General features: G+C 74.9%; 16 protein-coding genes and 1 pseudogene. 5 read left to right on the top strand and 12 right to left on the bottom strand.

Translation table 11 applies throughout. The features are described from left to right. Nucleotide 1 precedes the first annotated feature (1 nt). The 3 genes from H300_RS27480 to H300_RS0117385 all read right to left on the bottom strand — a co-directional run bounded on the left by H300_RS27480 (nt 2) and on the right by H300_RS0117385 (nt 2101). The gene (locus tag H300_RS27480; protein ID WP_051270141.1) at nt 2-1291 is read right to left on the bottom strand and encodes an MFS transporter; all 1290 of its coding nucleotides are present in this window, start codon (nt 1289-1291) and stop codon (nt 2-4) included. Nucleotides 1292-1475: 184 nt separating this feature from the next. After that, nucleotides 1476-1892 carry a hypothetical protein gene (locus H300_RS32520; RefSeq protein WP_028428454.1) on the bottom strand — a complete coding sequence of 139 codons (417 nt, stop codon included), beginning with the start codon at nt 1890-1892 and terminating at the stop codon, nt 1476-1478. Then, entirely contained in the window at nt 1889-2101 is a 213-nt protein-coding gene (locus H300_RS0117385) for a hypothetical protein (protein WP_158678379.1), read from the bottom strand. The genes H300_RS32520 and H300_RS0117385 overlap by 4 nt, the downstream gene beginning before the upstream one ends. 139 nt (nt 2102-2240) lie before the next feature. Here H300_RS0117385 and H300_RS0117380 point away from each other — a divergent pair, with 139 nt between their 5' ends. From H300_RS0117380 to H300_RS0117375, 3 genes are read left to right on the top strand one after another with little or no spacing between them, the layout of a single operon-like run. Then, entirely contained in the window at nt 2241-3206 is a 966-nt protein-coding gene (locus tag H300_RS0117380) for a helix-turn-helix domain-containing protein (RefSeq protein WP_028428452.1), read from the top strand. Next, nucleotides 3154-3279, top strand: coding sequence for a DUF397 domain-containing protein (locus H300_RS32515; RefSeq protein WP_486583921.1), 126 nt, complete (start codon nt 3154-3156; stop codon nt 3277-3279). Before H300_RS0117380 ends, H300_RS32515 begins: the two co-directional genes overlap by 53 nt. Nucleotides 3280-3304: 25 nt before the next feature. Continuing rightward, nucleotides 3305-3553 carry a hypothetical protein gene (locus tag H300_RS0117375; RefSeq protein ID WP_028428451.1) on the top strand — a complete coding sequence of 83 codons (249 nt, stop codon included), beginning with the start codon at nt 3305-3307 and terminating at the stop codon, nt 3551-3553. Nucleotides 3554-3617: 64 nt separating this feature from the next. Here the strand turns inward: H300_RS0117375 and H300_RS27475 are convergent, their stop codons facing one another. Genes H300_RS27475 through pdhA form a run of 6 tightly spaced genes read right to left on the bottom strand, consistent with a single transcriptional unit; the run spans nt 3618 to nt 10822 of the window. Beyond that, nucleotides 3618-4799, bottom strand: a complete 1182-nt coding sequence (locus H300_RS27475) for a potassium channel family protein (RefSeq protein WP_078516090.1) — start codon at nt 4797-4799, stop codon at nt 3618-3620. After that, the gene (locus tag H300_RS27470) at nt 4796-6136 is read right to left on the bottom strand and encodes a molybdopterin molybdotransferase MoeA (RefSeq protein WP_078516089.1); all 1341 of its coding nucleotides are present in this window, start codon (nt 6134-6136) and stop codon (nt 4796-4798) included. The genes H300_RS27475 and H300_RS27470 overlap by 4 nt, the downstream gene beginning before the upstream one ends. A gap of 6 nt (nt 6137-6142) precedes the next feature. After that, nucleotides 6143-7132: a molybdenum cofactor guanylyltransferase gene (locus H300_RS27465; protein WP_051270140.1), complete on the bottom strand. Its 990-nt coding sequence runs from the start codon at nt 7130-7132 to the stop codon at nt 6143-6145. Between the two features lie 2 nt (nt 7133-7134). Beyond that, nucleotides 7135-8574 (bottom strand): dihydrolipoamide acetyltransferase family protein, encoded by a 1440-nt coding sequence (locus H300_RS0117355; RefSeq protein WP_028428450.1) that lies wholly within the window; start codon nt 8572-8574, stop codon nt 7135-7137. Continuing rightward, nucleotides 8574-9641 (bottom strand): alpha-ketoacid dehydrogenase subunit beta, encoded by a 1068-nt coding sequence (locus H300_RS0117350; RefSeq protein WP_051270139.1) that lies wholly within the window; start codon nt 9639-9641, stop codon nt 8574-8576. Before H300_RS0117350 ends, H300_RS0117355 begins: the two co-directional genes overlap by 1 nt. Next, nucleotides 9638-10822: a pyruvate dehydrogenase (acetyl-transferring) E1 component subunit alpha gene (pdhA, locus tag H300_RS0117345; RefSeq protein WP_028428448.1), complete on the bottom strand. Its 1185-nt coding sequence runs from the start codon at nt 10820-10822 to the stop codon at nt 9638-9640. The genes H300_RS0117350 and pdhA overlap by 4 nt, the downstream gene beginning before the upstream one ends. Before the next feature lie 359 nt (nt 10823-11181). Between pdhA and H300_RS0117340 the strand changes: the two genes are divergently transcribed. Then, on the top strand, nt 11182-11634 hold the full coding sequence (locus tag H300_RS0117340) for an Lrp/AsnC family transcriptional regulator (protein WP_051270138.1): 453 nt from the start codon (nt 11182-11184) through the stop codon (nt 11632-11634). A 152-nt stretch (nt 11635-11786) separates the two neighbouring features. Here the strand turns inward: H300_RS0117340 and H300_RS0117335 are convergent, their stop codons facing one another. Both H300_RS0117335 and H300_RS30405 read right to left on the bottom strand, forming a co-directional pair. After that, nucleotides 11787-12374, bottom strand: a complete 588-nt coding sequence (locus tag H300_RS0117335) for a TetR-type transcription factor C-terminal domain-containing protein (protein ID WP_028428446.1) — start codon at nt 12372-12374, stop codon at nt 11787-11789. An 88-nt stretch (nt 12375-12462) separates the two neighbouring features. Further along, nucleotides 12463-13974, bottom strand: a pseudogene (locus H300_RS30405) (3-hydroxyacyl-CoA dehydrogenase); the annotation flags it as partial. Nucleotides 13975-14233: 259 nt separating this feature from the next. Between H300_RS30405 and paaN the strand changes: the two are divergent. Continuing rightward, on the top strand, nt 14234-15925 hold the full coding sequence (gene paaN, locus H300_RS0117325; RefSeq protein ID WP_028428444.1) for a phenylacetic acid degradation protein PaaN: 1692 nt from the start codon (nt 14234-14236) through the stop codon (nt 15923-15925). Between the two features lie 75 nt (nt 15926-16000). Here the strand turns inward: paaN and H300_RS27460 are convergent, their stop codons facing one another. Next, nucleotides 16001-16849 carry a TrmH family RNA methyltransferase gene (locus H300_RS27460; protein ID WP_078516087.1) on the bottom strand — a complete coding sequence of 283 codons (849 nt, stop codon included), beginning with the start codon at nt 16847-16849 and terminating at the stop codon, nt 16001-16003. Nucleotides 16850-17020: the final 171 nt, after the last annotated feature.

The following is a 17020-nucleotide window of genomic DNA, read 5'->3' as shown; positions in this document are numbered from 1 at the left end:
GTCAGTCCCGAGCCGAGGGGAGCTTCCCCGCCGGCGGCGAGCTGCTCTCCGGGGTGCCGGCCGGGGCGTCCGCCCCGGGGGCGCCGGCCGGCAGATGGGTGCGCAGGACCTGCCCGGCCGGCGACCGGACCACTCCGGCGCACGCCCCCGCGAGCACCACGAAGGCGAGCACCACGAGCATCGCGTACCGCAGACCCACCGCCTCACCGACGAACCCGAGAGCGGGCGGGCCGCAGAGGAAGGCCAGATAGCCCGCGGTCGCCACCGCGCTCACCCGGGCCGCCGCGCCCTTGGGCTCGTCCCCGGCCGCGGACAGCGCGACGGGGAAGCCGAGCGAGGTGCCCAGCCCCCACAGCACCACCGAGGCGATGCCCAGCGCGGGTGTCGGCGCGAAGACCACCCCGAGGATGCCCAGCGCGGCGAGCGCGGTCCCGGCGCGCATGATGCGCACGCGGCCGAAGCGGCCCAGCAGGTACCCGCCGCTGAACCGGCCGATCGTCATCCAGGCCGCGAACACCGTGAAGGCGACGGAACCGGCCACCGCGTCCAGCCCGTAGCCGTCCACGGCGATGAGCGGCAGCCAGTCGTTCGCCGACCCCTCGGCCAGTGCCAGGCCGAGGACCAGCAGGCAGAGCATCACGACCCGAGGCTCGCGCCAGACGGCCAGCCGCTCGCACGCGGTGAGCGACGGGTCCTGGTCGGATGTGCCCTCCTTGCCCGTCGCGGCCGGGAGCTGGCGCAGGGCCCACACCCCGGAGCCGGCCACCAGGGCGGCGACGAGCAGGAAATGCCAGCCGAGGGGGAAGGCGAGAGCCGTCATCCCGATGCCCAGCCCGGCGCCCACGACCGTCCCCCCGCTGAAGCAACCGTGCAGCGCGGGGAGCACCGGCCGCTCGACCACCTGCTCGACCGCGGCTCCCTCGACGTTGATCGCGATCTCCTGGGCGCCGCAGGAGGCGCCGAAGAAGGCGAGCCCGAGCGAGACCAGCAGACCGCTGCCCAGGGTTGTGCCGAGAGCGAGCACCCCGAGGCCGATAACGAGCAGCACCACCCCGGCCGCGGTCACCGGCCGGGCTCCGAACCGGGCCACCAGCGTCCCCGAGGAGAGCACGCCCAGCATCGAGCCGACCGAGAGACCGAAGATGATCAAGCCCATCCCGGCTGTCGAGACCCCGGTGGCGTCCCGGATGGCGGGCGTCCGGGTCACCCAGGACGCCATGGCGACACCGGTGACCAGGAACAGCAGGAACAGCGCCGCCCGGCGCCGGCGAACGGGCAGGGCGAGGGGCATCGCGGTTCGGGCCTTCCGTCAGGGGGCGCGCAGTGGTCGGACGACCAGTATGTGCCCGGCCCGCGACGGGCGGAAGGACGGCGCCTCCCCCGCCCGGTCGGCCCCGACGACCCGGTGGAGGCCCGGACCGGCGGCCAGTCCGGGCCTCCGAGCCCGGAGGCCCGGAGGCCCGGAGTGAGAACGCTCAGGGCAGACCGCGGGTGCTGCGGCGGTTGACCTCGCCCAGTGCCACGCTCAGCCGCTCGGCCCCGTCGGCGCCCCGCCGAAGACCCGGGCCGCACGAGGTGTCCGTCCGGCAGCGCGGGCAGGCGCAGGGCGGGTACGCCATGCTGCCGGGCGCCAGGTCCGGGCCGCCCTCCGGAGCGGCCTCGATCGGCGCCCCGGACGACGGGAGGGCCGCCCGCCTCAGGACGTAGGCGAGCCGGACGGCGGTGGCCGGTGCCACGCTGCCCAGCTCGACCAGCCGGACGCCCCCGGCCGCGCTGTCCCAGACCAACGGGTCGACGTCCAGCGCGGGCAGCCGGATTCCGCTCGCCCGCGACGCCTCCCGCAGCAGCCGTACCGCCCGCTCGGCGTCGCCTCGGGCACCCCGCCCGATCACCGTGCGTCCCCGCGCCGCAGCCCTGCCAGCACGTCCCGGAGCAGGCCGGTACTCGGCGGTTCCAGCACCACCCGCACTCCGTGGCCGGAGCCCGGCGGTGCGGATGGTGACTGCTCCCACTCCCACCCGTGCGCGGCGAGCACCGGGACCAGAGCGAACCGGACCTGCTCCTCCACCCGTTGCAGGTCGGACAGGCCGTTAGCACACATTGTCGACACGGGGCGCCCTCAATTCTGCGATGTACTCCGAAATGCGCATACTCACTCTCTGTGCCCACAGCGTCGCCCTCGGAGTCATAAGCTCGCAAGAGATTCCGCGTGCCACGGATCGCCTGTCACGAGGGGGAGCATGAACCGACGCAGCACAGCCAACGGACAAGCCGTCACCACAGCAGCGGTGTTCGGGGAGGTACTACGGACCTGGCGGGACTCCGCCGGGCTGACCCAGGAGGAACTGGCCGGACGCATCCCGTGCGACCGCTCGCTCGTCGCCCGCATCGAGGCGGGCACGCGGGTGCCGCAGGACAGCTTCCCCGAGGCCTGCGACCGGCTGCTGCGCACCGGCGGCATGCTCACCCGCCTGTGGCACCGCATCGACTGGTACCCCCAGGTCGAGCACCCGGACTGGTTCCGTCGCCGCGCCGACATGGACGCCCGCGCCGTCGCGTTGCGGGAGTATCAGACGCAGGTCATGCCCGGTCTGCTCCAGACCGAGGAGTACGCACGCGCGTTGTTCGGACGGGTGCCGGGCAGCTCCGTCGACGAGGTGGCGGAACGGGTACGGGCCAGACGGAGTCGGCAGCGGCGCTTTTTCGACCCGGAGGGGCCGCTGCTCCTGATCGTTCTGGACGAGAGCGCGCTGCACAATGTGGTCGGCAGTCGGGAGACGATGCGGCAGCAGTGCCGCCACCTCCTCGCCGCAGGCCGACAACCCAACATCCGAATCCAGGTGGCTCCGGCCCACCGACCGGACCTGCATCCACCGGACACCTCGATGTCGCTGATCGCACTGCCGGAGGGGGAGCACTGGGTGTACTCGGAGTCCCTGGACCGCGGGCACTTCAGCAACGATCCGTCCGTGTTCGCCGGGCACGCGCGGACCTATGATGTGTTGAGGGCGGATGCGCTGTCCGGCGACGACTCCGCTGCTCTGATCAGCGAAGCCATGGAAGGGTTTGCCCGTCATGACGATGAACCGCCCTCGCACCGCGCAGTGGATCAAGAGCAGCTACAGCGGATCCAACGGCGGCAACTGCGTCGAAGTGGACCTCGGATCCACCACCGCCGTACCCGTCCGCGACAGCAAGAACCCTGACGGACCCGTACTCGCCTTCACCCCCACCGCCTTCACCGCCTTCCTCCGCACGCTGACGACAGGCGTGCGCTGACCGGGACGGCGGGCGAGGTGACGGGATGAACGCGCGGACCGCGTGGCGGCGCGCCGTGGCCCTGAGGCGGTACGGGCTGCCGGTGGCGGCCCTGATCGTCCTGGTCATCGGGGTGAGCAACCTGGTGCAGGGCCGCTCGGCGGTGGGCTGGTACGGGGTCCTGGGCGGCACTGTCCTGCTGGTGGCCGCCGTGGCCGCCCTCCGGGCCCGGCGGGCGGACGACGGCCCGGCGGGGCACCGGCGGCAGGACGCCTCCTCGGACACCACCCCCTGACGCCCGCGCCCACTCCGGCGCCGGTCCGCCCCGGACAGTGCCGGGGCGGGGCGCGGGGCGGTGACTACTGGCCGAGTTCGTCGCGGGGGTCGTGCCAGTTGCGCTTGGCCGGCTGCATCTTGGGCGGGGTGCGCAGGCTGCTGGTGTCCTCGTCCTGGGTGCTCTTGCGCAGTTTGGTCGGGGCCTGCCCGGTGCGCCGGTGGATGACGACCACCCGGTCCAGCGGCTGGAGCACGGCTGCCTCCGGGTCGTCGTAGTTGAGCAGCCGGTGGCCCCGTATCACCGAGATGACCAGGTCCTTGCACTCGCGGGGCGAGTGGCCGGCCTCGGCCTTGGTGACCGGGCGCTCGGAGAGCGTCAGTCCCTCGCCCTGCTGGATGAGGTCCTCCATCACCTGGCCCGCGCTGGGGCTGATGAGCGAGAGACCGAGCAGGCGGCCCGCGGCGCCGGAGCTGGTGACGACGGAGTCGGCGCCGGACTGCCGCAGCAGCGGGACGTTCTCCTCCTCCCGCACCGCGGCCACAATGTTGAGGGCCTTGTTCATCTGGCGGGCGGTGAGGGTGACCAGCACCGCGGTGTCGTCGCGCTGGGTGGCGATGACGATCTGCTGGGCACGGTCGACCCGGGCCCGCTCCAGCACGCTGGACCGCGTCGCGTCCCCGACCACGCCCGCGAAACCGTCCGCGTTGGCGGCGTCGATGACCTTGGCGCTGGGGTCGACGACCACGATCTGGTCCTTCGTCGCGCCGGTGGAGAGCAGGGTCTCGGCAGCGGACCGGCCCTTGGTGCCGAAGCCGACGATGACGGTGTGGTTGCGCACGAGCGTCCTCCAGTGGGACAGCCGCCACTGCTCACGGGTGCGTTCGGTGAGCACTTCGAGCGACGTACCGACCAGGATGATCAGGAACAGGATGCGGAGCGGGGTGATGATGAAGGTGGTGAGCAGCCGCGCGGTGTCCGAGACGGGGGCGATGTCGCCGTAGCCCGTGGTGGAGAGCGAGACCGTCACGTAGTACAGGGCGTCCAGGAAGCCGACCGAGCCGTCGGCCGTGTCGGAGTATCCGGTGCGGTCGAAGTACACGATCACGACCGCGATGCCCAGCACGGCGTGCGCCATCAGCAGCCGTTTGAACACCTGGACCATCGGGCCGGTGATCTGCCGGGGGAGCTGCACCCGGAAGGTGTGCTCGTCGGCGGCGTAGGTGGCCTTGCGCCGCCGCGACGGAATGGGGTTGGTGAACTTCATTCCCAGGATCGATTCCAGGCCAGGCCGAGCAGTTGGACAACGGACCCGGCGGCGGCCCCACCGGGCGGTACGACCGCCAGCGCCGTGGCCGAGGCGATCCCCCGGAGCATAGCCGGACCGTGGTAGCGCAGCGGGCGGGCCCTGGCTCCGGAGGCCCGGACCACCGGCACCAGCCGGGTGTCGTGCGGGTGTCCGGGCACGGCGTCGGTGAGCCGGGCGGCCTCCGGCCCCTCCGGCTCCGGCCGGTCCGCCAGGCCGGCGAGCAGGGGTTCGATCAGGGTCAGCAGCCCGGAGACGGCCGCCAGCGGGTTGCCGGGCAGCCCGACCAGGTGGCGCCGCCGGACCGTCGGTGCCGGGTCGGAGGGGCCCGGGGCGGCGGGTGCTTCCGGCAGGCGGGCGAGCAGCATCGGATGGCCGGGGCGGACCGCGACCCCGTCCACGAGGAGTTCGGCGCCGACCCGTTCGAGCGTGCGGTGCAGGTGGTCGACCGGTCCGGCCGCGGTGCCGCCGGTGGTGACGACGAGTTCCGCGCTGCACGCGGTGAGCGCCGCGTGCAGCGCGTCCGCGTCGTCCCCGATGCGGCGGACGGCCGTGACCTCGGCGCCCAGGGCGGTCAGCCAGGGCGGCAGGAGCGGACCGAGCGCGTCCCGGATGCGCCCCTCGCCCGGAACGCCCTCGGAGAGCAGCTCGTCCCCGAGCACCAGGACCTCCACCCGGGGCCGTGCGGTGACCACCAGGGCGTCGTAGCCCGCGGCCGCGGCCAGGCCGAGCACCGCCGGGGTGACCGGTACGGAGGCCGGCAGCAGCAGGTCGCCCGTCCGGCACTCCTGCCCGCGGGCCCGGATGTCCGCGCCGCCGGCCGGCTGGACGAACGCGCTCAGCCGGTGGGCCGCACCCGGCGGGACGGCTCCCCGCTCGGAGCGGAGGACCGCGGTGGCGCCTCCCGGGAGAGGGGCACCGGTGGCGATCGGCACGGCGTGGCCGTCGGGGAGCGGTTCCGGGGAGTCGCCGGCGAGGATGCCGGGGCCCTCGGTGAGCGTCCACGGCCCGGGTCCGGAGACCGCCCAGCCGTCCATCGCGGAGGTGTCGAAGGCCGGGAGGTCGGTGAGGGCCGCCAGCGGCTCGGCGAGCGAGTGGCGCAGGGCGTCCGCCAGCGGCAGCTCGACCGGTTCACCCGGTCGGGCCGCCGCGCGGGCGAGGTCGCGTGCCTCCTGCCAGGCGCAGGCGGCGACCCGCTCCGGGTCGGCCGGGGCGGCCGGCACCGTGCGGGGGCGGCTCACGGCCGCCTCGGTCGCGCCGTTCGCCAGCGCCAGGGCGTCGTCGAAGTCGTCGCTCATCGCGGCTCAGTCACCGGTCCTCGGGGGCCGCGCGTCCTCGGAACCCGCCGGGCCCGGGGTTTCCTCGCTCCAGCGGTGCGCGAGCGCGGCGGCCCTGCGGGCGGCTTCGGTCACCTCGCGGGGGGAGCCGTCGCCGCGGGCGGCGGCGTAGCCGACGAGGAAGGTGGTCAGCGGGGCGGCCGGGCGGTCGACCCCGTGGGCGGCGTCGCGCGCGAGGTCGAGCAGCTCCTTGATGTCGACGTCCGGGTCGATGTCGAGTTCGGCTTTGACTGCGGCGATCCATTCTTCCAGCATCCGCCCATGCTCCCTGATCCTGGCCCGGGCGGCGGCGATGTCGTCCCAGGTGTCGCAGTCGGCGCCGGGGCCGGATTGGGGCGCGGCCGGTGCGGGGGCGCCGGGGTCGGCGGATGCGCCCGAGGCGCCGGCGGCGGCCGCGGGGAGGCGGCGGAGGGTGAGCCCCTCGGTGAGCAGCCGCAGGGGGAGGTGGTCGAGCCTGCCGTGCTCGGTGGCGATCAGCGCCGTCTCCCGGCGGAGCGCCTCGGTGCGGTAGACAGCGAGGAGCGGCTGGTCCCGGCCGTCGTACAACAGCACGCCCTCCACCCGGGCGGCGGAAGCTCCGGCGACCCCGGCGGCGCCTGCTCCGGCGGCAGCACGCTCGGGGCCCTCGGGACCGAGGGCGGCGAGCAGGCCGTGCACCGTCTCCGGGCGGAGCCACGGCAGGTCGGCGGCGAGCAGCAGCACCACGTCCGCGGTGGCCTCCCGGAGCCCGGCGCCCACGGCGGCCAGCGGCCCGCTGCCGGGCCGCCGCTCCCGCGTCCAGCGCACCGGGCGGACGGTGGGCCGCCGGGGGCCGACGACGACCGTCCGGGAGGCGTCGGCGCATGCTGCCAGGGTGCGGTCGAGCAGGGTCCGGCCGCCCACGGTGACGGCCGGCTTGTCCACTCCACCGAGACGCCGGGCCCGGCCGCCGGCGATGACGATCGCGTCGTAGATCACCCCTAGAGGGTACGGAGCAGCAGCGCCGGTTGTTCCACGCAGTCGGCGACGTAGCGCAGGAAGCCGCCCGCGACACCGCCGTCGCACACCCGGTGGTCGAAGGTGAAGGAGAGCTGGACGACGTGGCGCACCGCCAGCTCGCCGCGGTGCACCCAGGGCTTCTCGGCGATCCGACCGACGCCGAGCATGGCGGCCTCGGGGTGGTTGAGGATCGGGGTGGACCCGTCCACCCCGAAGACGCCGTAGTTGTTGAGGGTGAAGGTCCCGCCGGTGAGCTGGGCGGGGCTCAGCCGCCCGGCGCGGGCGGCTTCGGTCAGCCGGGCCGTCTCGGCGCTGAGCTGCTCGGCGTTGCGGGTGTGGGCGTCGGTGACGACGGGGACGACCAGGCCGCGGTCGGTCTGCGCGGCGAAGCCCAGATGGACGGCGGGCAGCCGTACCAGCTCGCGGGACGCCGTGTCGACGCGGACGTTGAGCTCCGGGTAGCGGGCCAGCGCGGCGGTGCAGATCCGGGCGAGCAGCGCGAGCAGCGAGACCCTCCCGGCGCCGGTCGTTCCGGTTCCGGTCGCCGGACCGGTCACGTCCCCCGGTGCGGCGGCGTTCATCGCCCGGCGGACGGCGAGCAGCTCGGTGGCGTCGGCGTCCACCCAGCAGGTGGCGTCGGGAATCTCGCGCCTGCTGCGGCTGAGCTTGTCGGCCACCGCGCCGCGGACCCCCTTGAGCGGGACGCGTTCCTCCTCCGCCACCGGTTTTGCCGGCGTCCGGGCCGCCCCCACCGGGGCAGAAGCCGTCGCGGCGTCGAAGCCGTCGGCGTGGGCGGTGCCGTCGGCCGCGGCCGCTCCGGCCACGACCGGCCCGGTGCAGGCGGCGCGCTCGACGTCCGCCCGCAGTATCAGACCCTGGGCGCCCGAGCCGGTGACCGTGGTGAGGTCCACGCCCCGCTCCCGGGCGATCCGGCGCACCAGCGGGGAGATCACGGCGGGCGAGCCGTTGCGGGCGGTCTGCGGCCGGTCGACAGCGCTCGGGTAGGGAGCCACCCGGCGCCGTCGTCTCGGCGGTGCGCTGGTCCCGTAGCCGACGAGCACGTTGCCGGAGACTGCGGGAGCCGCGCCCCGGGCGGAAGGGGCCCCGGCGGGCTCCTCGGCGCCGGTGGTCTCCTCGGCGCTGGCGGCCCGCCCCGGGCCGTCGGGGCCGACGGCGGAGGAGTCGGCGACCGTCACCAGGGAGGCGCCGACCGGGATCTCGTCGCCGACCGCCCCGAAGCGCGCGGTGACCACCCCGCCGTACGGGCAGGGCACCTCGACCATGGCCTTCGCCGTTTCGACCTCGACCACCGGCTGGTCCACGGTGACCACGTCACCGACCTCGACCATCCACCGGCTGATCTCGGCCTCCGTCAGCCCCTCCCCCAGATCCGGCAGGGTGAACTCGCGTACCTGTGGCATCAGCGCCCGCTCCCCTCGGTCCACTCGGCCTCCCACTGGAGGCGGCCCACCGCATCCAGGATGCGGTCCACTCCTGGCAGATGATGCCGCTCCAGCATGGGTGGCGGGTAGGGGATGTCGAAACCGGTCACCCGGAGTACCGGTGCCTGGAGGTAGTGGAAGCAGGACTCGCCGATCCGGGCGGCCAGCTCGCCGCCCGGCCCGCCGAACCCGGTGGCCTCGTGCACGACCACCGCGCGACCGGTGCGGCGGACCGAAGCGGCGACCGTCTCCTCGTCGAAGGGAGTGAGCGAGCGCAGATCGACCACCTCCAGGTCCCAGCCCTCCGCACGGGCGGCCTCCGCCGCCTCCAGGCAGACCGGCACGGACGGGCCGTAGGTGACCAGGGTGGCCGAGGTTCCGCGGCGGCGCACGGCGGCCCGCCCCAGCGGTTCCACGTCGGTCGGGGCCTCCGGGTCCCAGGCGTCCTTCGTCCAGTACAGCCGCTTGGGCTCCAGGAAGACCACCGGGTCGTCGCAGGCGATGGACGCCCGCAGCAGCCCGTAGGCATCCGCGACGGTGGCCGGGGTGACGACGTGCAGGCCGGGAGTGGCCAGATAGTACGCCTCGGAGGAGTCGCTGTGGTGCTCGACCCCGCCGATGCCGCCGCCGTACGGGATGCGGATGGTGAGCGGCATCGGCAGCGCGCCCCTGGTCCGGTTGCGCATCCGGGAGACGTGCGAGACAAGCTGCTCGAAGGCCGGGTAGGCGAAGGCGTCGAACTGCATCTCCACCACCGGGCGCAGACCGTACATCGCCATCCCGACCGCGGTACCGAGGATGCCGGCCTCGGCGAGCGGGGTGTCGGTGCAGCGGTCCTCACCGAAGGCGGCGGTCAGCCCGTCGGTGATCCGGAACACCCCTCCCAGCGCGCCGACGTCCTCCCCCAACACGTGGACGCCGGCGTCCGCGGCGAGGGAGTCGCGCAGCGCGCGGTTGAGTGCCTGGGCCATGGTCGTGGACACGGTCCCGCCGGCGGGCGCGGCGCGGGTCGCGGCACCGGTTCCGGTCGCGGCTTCGGCGCTCATCGGACGCCGCCCTCCTGCGCGTGCCCGTCCGGCCGGACGCCGGGCGGTCCGTCCTGCTCGGCCTCGGCGGCGAGTTCGGCGCGCAGCTGCTCGGCCTGGGCGCGGAGGCGGGCCGGCGGCTCCGCGTAGACGTGGGCGAACAGCTCCATCGGCTCCGTGACGGCGTCCCGGTTCATCCGGTCCCGCAGGTCGGCGGCCATCTCCTCGGCGGCGTCCCGCGCCGCCGCGACGCCGTCCTCGTCCAGCCAGCCGCGGTCCAGCAGCTCACGCTCCAGCAGCGCCACCGGGTCGTGCACCCGCCAGGGCTCGATCTCCTCGTCCTCGCGGTAGCGGGTGGCGTCGTCGGCGTTGGTGTGCGCCTCGATCCGGTAGGTGACCGCCTCCACGAGGGTCGGGCCTGCGCCGCTCCTGGCCCGGGCCACCGCCTCGTCCAGCACCCGGTGCACGGCGGCGGCGTCGTTGCCGTCCACCAGGCGGCCCGGCATGCCGTAGCCGACGGCCTTGTGCGCCAGGGAAGGGGCGGCCGTCTGCCGCTCCAGCGGGACGGAGATGGCGAAGCCGTTGTTCTGCACCAGGAAGACCACCGGCACCCGCCAGACGGCGGCGAAGTTGAGCGCCTCGTGGAAGTCGCCCTCGCTGGTCCCACCGTCGCCGACCATAGCCAGGGCGACCACGTCGTCCCCCTTGAGCCGGGCGGCGTGCGCCAGCCCGACGGCGTGCGGCAACTGGGTGGCGAGCGGGGTGGCGAGCGGGGCGACGCGGTGCTCGGCCGGGTCGTACCCGCTGTGCCAGTCGCCGCGCAGCAGCGACAGCACCTGGACCGGGTCGAGCCCGCGGGCGACGGCGGCCAGGGTGTCCCGGTAGCTCGGGAAGAGCCAGTCGCGCCCGGTCAGCGCGAGGGCCGCGGCCACCTCGCAGGCCTCCTGCCCGGTGGAGGACGGGTAGACGGCCAGCCTGCCCTGCTTGGTCAGGGCGGTGGCCTGCCGGTTGTAGCGCCGGCCGCGGACCAGCTCCCGGTACATGCCGACCAGCAGCTCGCGGTCGAACGCGGCGTCCGGGGCGCCGGTGCCCAGCAGCCGGTAGGGCTCCTCGTCGGGCAGCAGCGGGGCCGCGTCGGTCCGCGGACGCCAGGAGGGCGGCGGCACGGGTTGGTAGGCGCCGGGCTTCTCCAGGACCGTCATGTCGGGCACACCTCCGGTGCGATCGGGTGGCGCACATCACCGCCGCGGTGCGGGTGGCAAAGCGGCGGGCAGTGGGTACAGCGGTGGGGAACGACTCGGGTGCCGGAACGCGCCGGGCGGGGCCGCGAGCGCGGGTCGGCGGACTCGGACGGACGGGACGCGCGGACCTGCGGCGACCGCGTGCCCGTACGGCGCGCGGCCCGGTGCCCGGACTCCGCTGTCCATACCTACCGATTGTTCGGTCAGGAGCGCATTCTGGCTACAGGTGGGGGAGCGCTGTGGACAACTGGCCGAGGGGGGAGTGGGATGACAGCAGGACGTCCAACGAGGGGAGGCTGCGGCCGGTGACGGATGAACAGATGGCTCCCCGTCCTCTCGACCAGGTGGACCGGGCCATCCTGCGCATGCTCCGGCACGACGGCCGGGCCTCGATCCGCTCGGTCGCCGAACGGGTGCACATCTCCCGCGCCAACGCCTACGCCCGGATCAACCGGCTGCTCGACGACGGGGTGATCCGGGGCTTCAGCGCGCGGGTGGACGAGGAGCGGGCCGGTCAGGGGGCCTCGGCCTACGTCACCCTCAAGATCGTCCAGAACTCCTGGCGGACGGTCCGCGCCAAGCTCCAGGAACTGCCCGGAGCGGCCCACATCGCGCTGGTCAGCGGCGATTTCGACGTCCTGCTGCTGGTCCACACCGCCGACAACCGGGCACTGCGCGAGCTGGTGCTGACGCGCATCCAGGCGATTCCCGAGGTGCTGAGCACCCGGACGTTACTGGTCTTCGAGGAGACCGACCTCGACCCCGACCGCTGACCCGGACGGGCGGACGGGCGGGCGGGCGGAGGTCAGGACTCGGAGCGGGCGGTCGGGGGCGGCGGCTCGTCCGTGCCACGTCCTCGCGCCGTGCGGGGAGGGCTGCGTACACCGCCCCGCGCCGGCCGAAGCCCGACGCGGCGCGGAGGCCGTCAGGCGCGGAGGCCGTCGAAGGCCATCCGGAGGACGGCGTCGGCGACCTCCTCGCTTCCGGCCTCCCCGCCGCGCTCCGGGCGGTACCACTCCACGATCGAGTTGATCATGCCGAACAACAGCCGGGTGGCCATCCGCACGTCCACGTCCAGCCGCAGGTCGCCGTCGGCCGCCGCCCGGGCGATCAGCCGGGCGACCTCCTCGTCGAACCGGCGTCTGCGCGCCATCGCCCAGCGCTCGACGCCGGTGTTGCCGCGGACCCGCAGCAGCAGGGTCACGTACGGCAGTTCCGCCATCAGCACCTCCGCGGTGCGGCGGACGACGTGCTCCAGCCGCTCGACGGACCGGCCCTGCCGGGCGGACGGTTCGTCGAGCACCGCGAAGAGCTCGTCCAGGGCCCGGCTCACCGCCAGCCGCAGCAGCTCCTCCTTGCCGCGCACATGGTGGTAGATCGAGGACTTCGAGATGCCGGCCGCCTGCGAGAGGTGTTCCATCGAGGTGCCGTCGTAGCCGCGCTCGTTGAACACCCGGACGGAGACCGCGAGCAGGGTGTCGGGGGTGTAGGTGTCGCGCTTGGCCATGGTCAAGATTGTGCACCTTCCGGGCCGAACGCCTCACCCGGCCCGGGGCCCCGGGCCCCGGGGCGGCGGGCCCCGCCGCCTCCCGCAGCTTCCCGCGCAGCAGGGCCTGCGACGGCGCGTAGCGGCCGGTGGGGTACGCGGCGTGCAGGTTGCGCAACACCCGGACCACCCAGCCGGTGCCCAGCTCCGCGCCCCAGGCGAGCGGACCGCGCGGGTAGTTGACGCCGAGCAGCATCGCGGTGTCCGCGGCCGCCGCCCCGGCCACCCCGCGGGCGACGGCGTCCACGGCGAAGTCGGCGAGCATCGCGACCGTCCGGGCCACGACCAGGCCGGGGACGGGTTCCAGCACACTGACCTGCTTGCCGAGGGCCTGGAACAGGCCGACGGCCGCGGCGAGATCGGCCGCGGACACCTCATCGGAGGCGGCCAGCGCGATCCGGGATGCGGTGCGGTAGTCCAGGGCGAGGTCGAAGTGGATCTCGGGCCCGTGCGGGGCCGAGCCGTCGGTCGGCGCCAGGCGGGTGCCGCCGGGCAGCAGCAGGTGGCCGTGCGCCGGGTCCGGCCCGCTGTGCCGTACGGCCACACCGGCCGCGGCCAGCAGCTCCGGCAGCACGGCGGCCGGTCCGAGCACCCCGTGCACGGTGACGCGGTCCGGCGCCGGGCACGGTTCGGCGGTGTCCGGTTCGGGGGCCGCGTCGCCGTACGGGAACCAGCCGCGGCCGGTCTTGCGGCCCAGCCGTCCGGACTGCACCAGGCGGTGCTGGGCGAGCGAGGGCGTGAACTTCGGGTCGTGGAAGTACGCCTCCCAGACCGAGCGGGTCACGGCCTCGTTGACGTCCTGCCCGATCAGGTCCGTCAGTTCGAAGGGGCCCATCCGGAAGCCGCCCGACTCGCGCAGCACCGCGTCCAGGGTGGCCGCGTCCGCGGCGCCCTCCTCCAGGAGCCGGAAGGCCTCCGCGTAGAACGGCCGGGCGATCCGGTTGACGAGGAAACCCGGTGTGTCGGCGCAGCGCACCGGTGTCTTGCCCCAGGCCGCGACGAGGTCCTGCGCCCGGTCGGCGACTGCCGGGCTGGTGGCGGCGCCGCTGACCACCTCCACCAGCGGGAGCAACGGCACGGGGTTGAAGAAGTGCAGGCCGAGGAAGCGCTCCGGCCGGTGCAGGGCCGCGGCGACGGCGGTGACCGGCAGCGAGGAGGTGTTGGTGGCCAGCAGGCAGTCCGGTCCGACCACCGACTCCAGTGCCCCGAACAGCTGCTGCTTCGCGCCCAGGTCCTCCACGATCGCCTCGACGACGAGGGCGGCGTCCGCGAGGGCGCCCAGTTCCCCGGCCGGCCGCAGGCGTCCGGCGGCGGCCTCCCGCTGCTCGGGGCTGAGCCGCCCCTTGGCCACCATCCGGTCCAGCCGGCGGCCGATCTCCTCGGCGGCGCGGGCGGCCCGCTCGGGGGCGGCGTCGTGCAGCAGCACCGGGTGGCCGGCGACCAGCGCCACCTGCGCGATGCCCTGTCCCATCGTCCCGGTGCCGACCACGGCGACCGTACCGGCGGGTGTCCCGTCCGCCACCCCGTCCGCGGTGCCCCTGCTCGCGTCGCCGGTGGTGTCGCGCATGCCTCCGCCCCTCTGCCGGGTACGGCCGGCGGTCCGGCCGCCGGCAACGCCGACCGATCGTTCGGCGCACTCTAGTCGCCTGCGGCGCGACCCGGCAGGGGCCCGGCAGCAGCCCGCGCGCAGTCGGCGCGAGCTTGGGGCGGACTCGGCGAGGAACGCGCCACCGGGCCGGATTCCACCCCCTTGCACCGACCGATCGTTCGGTTAACCTGGCCCTGTCCACCCGCCACCGCCCGGCTCGACGAGGAGTTGGTCCCAGATGGCCGCCGCGCCCACCGCACAGAAGCTGATCGAGAAGCACCGCCCCACCCTGGACCGCGCCCTGGAGACGAACCGCAGCCGGGCTTACTGGTCGCCCTACCCGGAGCACCCCAAGGCCTACGGGGAGGACGGCACGCTGAGTGCCGCCGAGGGGCTCGCCGCCTTCGAGGAGCTGCGCGGCCGGCGCTTCGCCCTGGACCAGCCCGGCACCGACGACTGGAACGGTAGCGAGGTCTCCCCCTACGGCCCGGCCCTGGACATCGCCTACCCGCACCCCGACGCCGACGTGCTGCTGCCGGCCATGTCCGCCGCGCTGCCCGGCTGGCGGGCCGCGGGGCCGGAACTGCGGGCCGCGGTCTGCCTGGAGATCCTGGCCCGGATCAACGCCCGCACCCACGAGTTCGCCCAGGCGGTGATGCACACCAGCGGCCAGGCGTACCTGATGGCGATGCAGGCAGGCGGACCGCACGCCCAGGACCGCGGCCTGGAGGCCGTCGCCCACGCCTACGCCGAGCAGACCCGGCTGCCCGAGCGGGCGCCCTGGTCGAAGCCGCAGGGCAAGCGCGACCCGGTGACGCTCGCCAAGAGCTTCACCGCGGTGCCGCGCGGCATCGGCCTGGTCATCGGATGCAACACCTTCCCCACCTGGAACGGCTACCCGGGACTGTTCGCCTCGCTCGCCACCGGCAACCCGGTCCTGGTCAAACCGCACCCGCGCGCGGTGCTGCCGCTGGCCCTCACCGTGCGGATCGCCCGCGAGGTGCTCGGCGAGGCGGGGCTGGACCCGAACGTGGTCGCCCTGGTCGCCGAGCGGGACGGCGAGGGGCTGGCGAAGACGCTCGCCCTGCGACCGGAGGTCCGGCTCGTCGACTACACCGGCTCCACCGCCTTCGGGGACTGGCTGGAGGACCACGCCCGCCAGGCGCAGGTCTTCACCGAGAAGGCCGGCGTCAACACCGTCGTCGTGGACTCCACCGACGACTACCGCGGCATGCTGGCCAACCTCGCGTTCTCGCTCTCGCTCTACAGCGGTCAGATGTGCACCACCCCGCAGAACCTGCTCGTCCCCCGCTCCGGCATCGCCACCGACGCCGGGCGGAAGACGTATCGGGAGGTGGTCGCCGACCTCGCGGGCGCCGTCGACACGCTGCTGGGCGACGACGCCCGCGCCCACGCGCTGCTCGGCGCGCTGGCCAACCCGCAGGTGGCGGAGCGACTGGACGCCGCGGCCGGACTCGGCGAACCCGCCCTGGCCTCCCGCTCCGTCGTCCACCCGGACTTCCCCGACGCGACCGTGCGGACGCCGGCGATCGTCGCGCTGGACGCCGCCGATCCGGGGACCGAGGAGGTCTGCCTGCGCGAGTGCTTCGGCCCGGTCTCCTTCGCCGTCGCCGTGGACTCCACCGAGGCGGCCGTCGAGCTGCTACGCCGCACCGTCCGGGAGCAGGGCGCGATGACCGTCGCCGGCTACACCACCGATCCGGAGGTGGAGCGGATGATCGAGGACACCTGCCTCACCGAGTGCGCGCAGCTCTCGCTCAACCTGACGGGCGGGGTGTACGTCAACCAGACCGCCGCCTTCTCCGACCTGCACGGATCCGGCGGCAACCCGGCGGCCAACGCCGCCCTGTGCGACGCCGACTTCGTGACGAGCCGCTTCCGGACGGTCGAGGTGCGCCGCCCCGCCTGACCGCCGCCCTTCCCGGGCGGCACGCGCGCCGTCCGGGAAGCGGTGCGCCCGGTCGGTGCGCCCGGTCGGGGTGGGTCAGGGACGGTCGGGGGCCTTGGGGGTGGCAGGGCCAGCGGCCCAGTGGTACAGCGCCATCGCGACACTGGTCGCCAGGTTGTAGCTGGACACCTGGGCGCGCATCGGCAGCGCCACCAGGTGGTCCGCACGGTCGCGCAGCTCCCGCGAGACACCGTGCCGCTCCGTCCCGAAGGCCAGCACGGCCTCGTCCGGCAGCACGGCCCCGCGCAGGTCCGCGCCCTCCGGGTCGAGCACGTACAGCGGGCCGGGCGGCAGGGCGCCGGGGGCGACCCGCTCCACCGCGGTCGCCCAGTGCAGCCCTGCGCCGCCGCGCACCGCGTTCGGGTGCCAGGGATCGGCGTCCCCGGTGGTGACGACCCCTGTCGCGCCCAACCCGGCCGCCAGCCGGACGACCGCCCCGACGTTGCCGAGGTTCCGCGGGTCCTCCAGGACGACCACCGGCGCCCGGCGCGGCCGGGCCGTCAGCACCGCCCGGTTGGCGCCGGGGTCGGGGCGCACGGCGAGGGCGGCGACCCCGGTGGGGTGCAGCCGCGGCACGAGCGACCGCAGCGTCCCGGCGTCCACCGGCACCACCAGAGCGGCGAGGCGCCCGGCGAGGTCCGGGGCCAGCTCCTCGGCCAGCGCCGCAGTGGCCGCCGGGTCGGCGCTGAGTACCGCGCGCACCTCGGCGCCGAAGCGCAGGGCGTGTTTCACCGCGTGGAAGCCGTCCAGCAGCACCGATTCCGGGGCCGCCGCCCGCCAGGCGCGCACCGCGTCCCCGGAACCGCCGGAGGTGGGGCCGGCGTGTCCGGTGGGGCCGTCCCGGCCGGGAGCGGGGAGGCCGCCGGGGCCGGGGGCGCTGGTCATCCGGCCAGCGTAAGGGCCGTGGACCGGTCGCGGCGTGCGGGGCCAGGACGCCGCTGGACGGCGGCCGTGCCGCGGCCGCAGACGCCGGTGACGGAGCCCGCGCCGGCCAGCTGGTCCGCTCTCACGAGACGGTGAAGTTCTGGACCCGCAGCAACTGGCTCATATCGCCTC

The sequence above is a fragment of the Streptomyces sp. TAA040 genome, assembly GCF_000424845.1.
The sequence above is the reverse complement of the archived record's forward strand: the minus strand, read 5'-3'. Positions and strand labels throughout refer to the sequence as shown.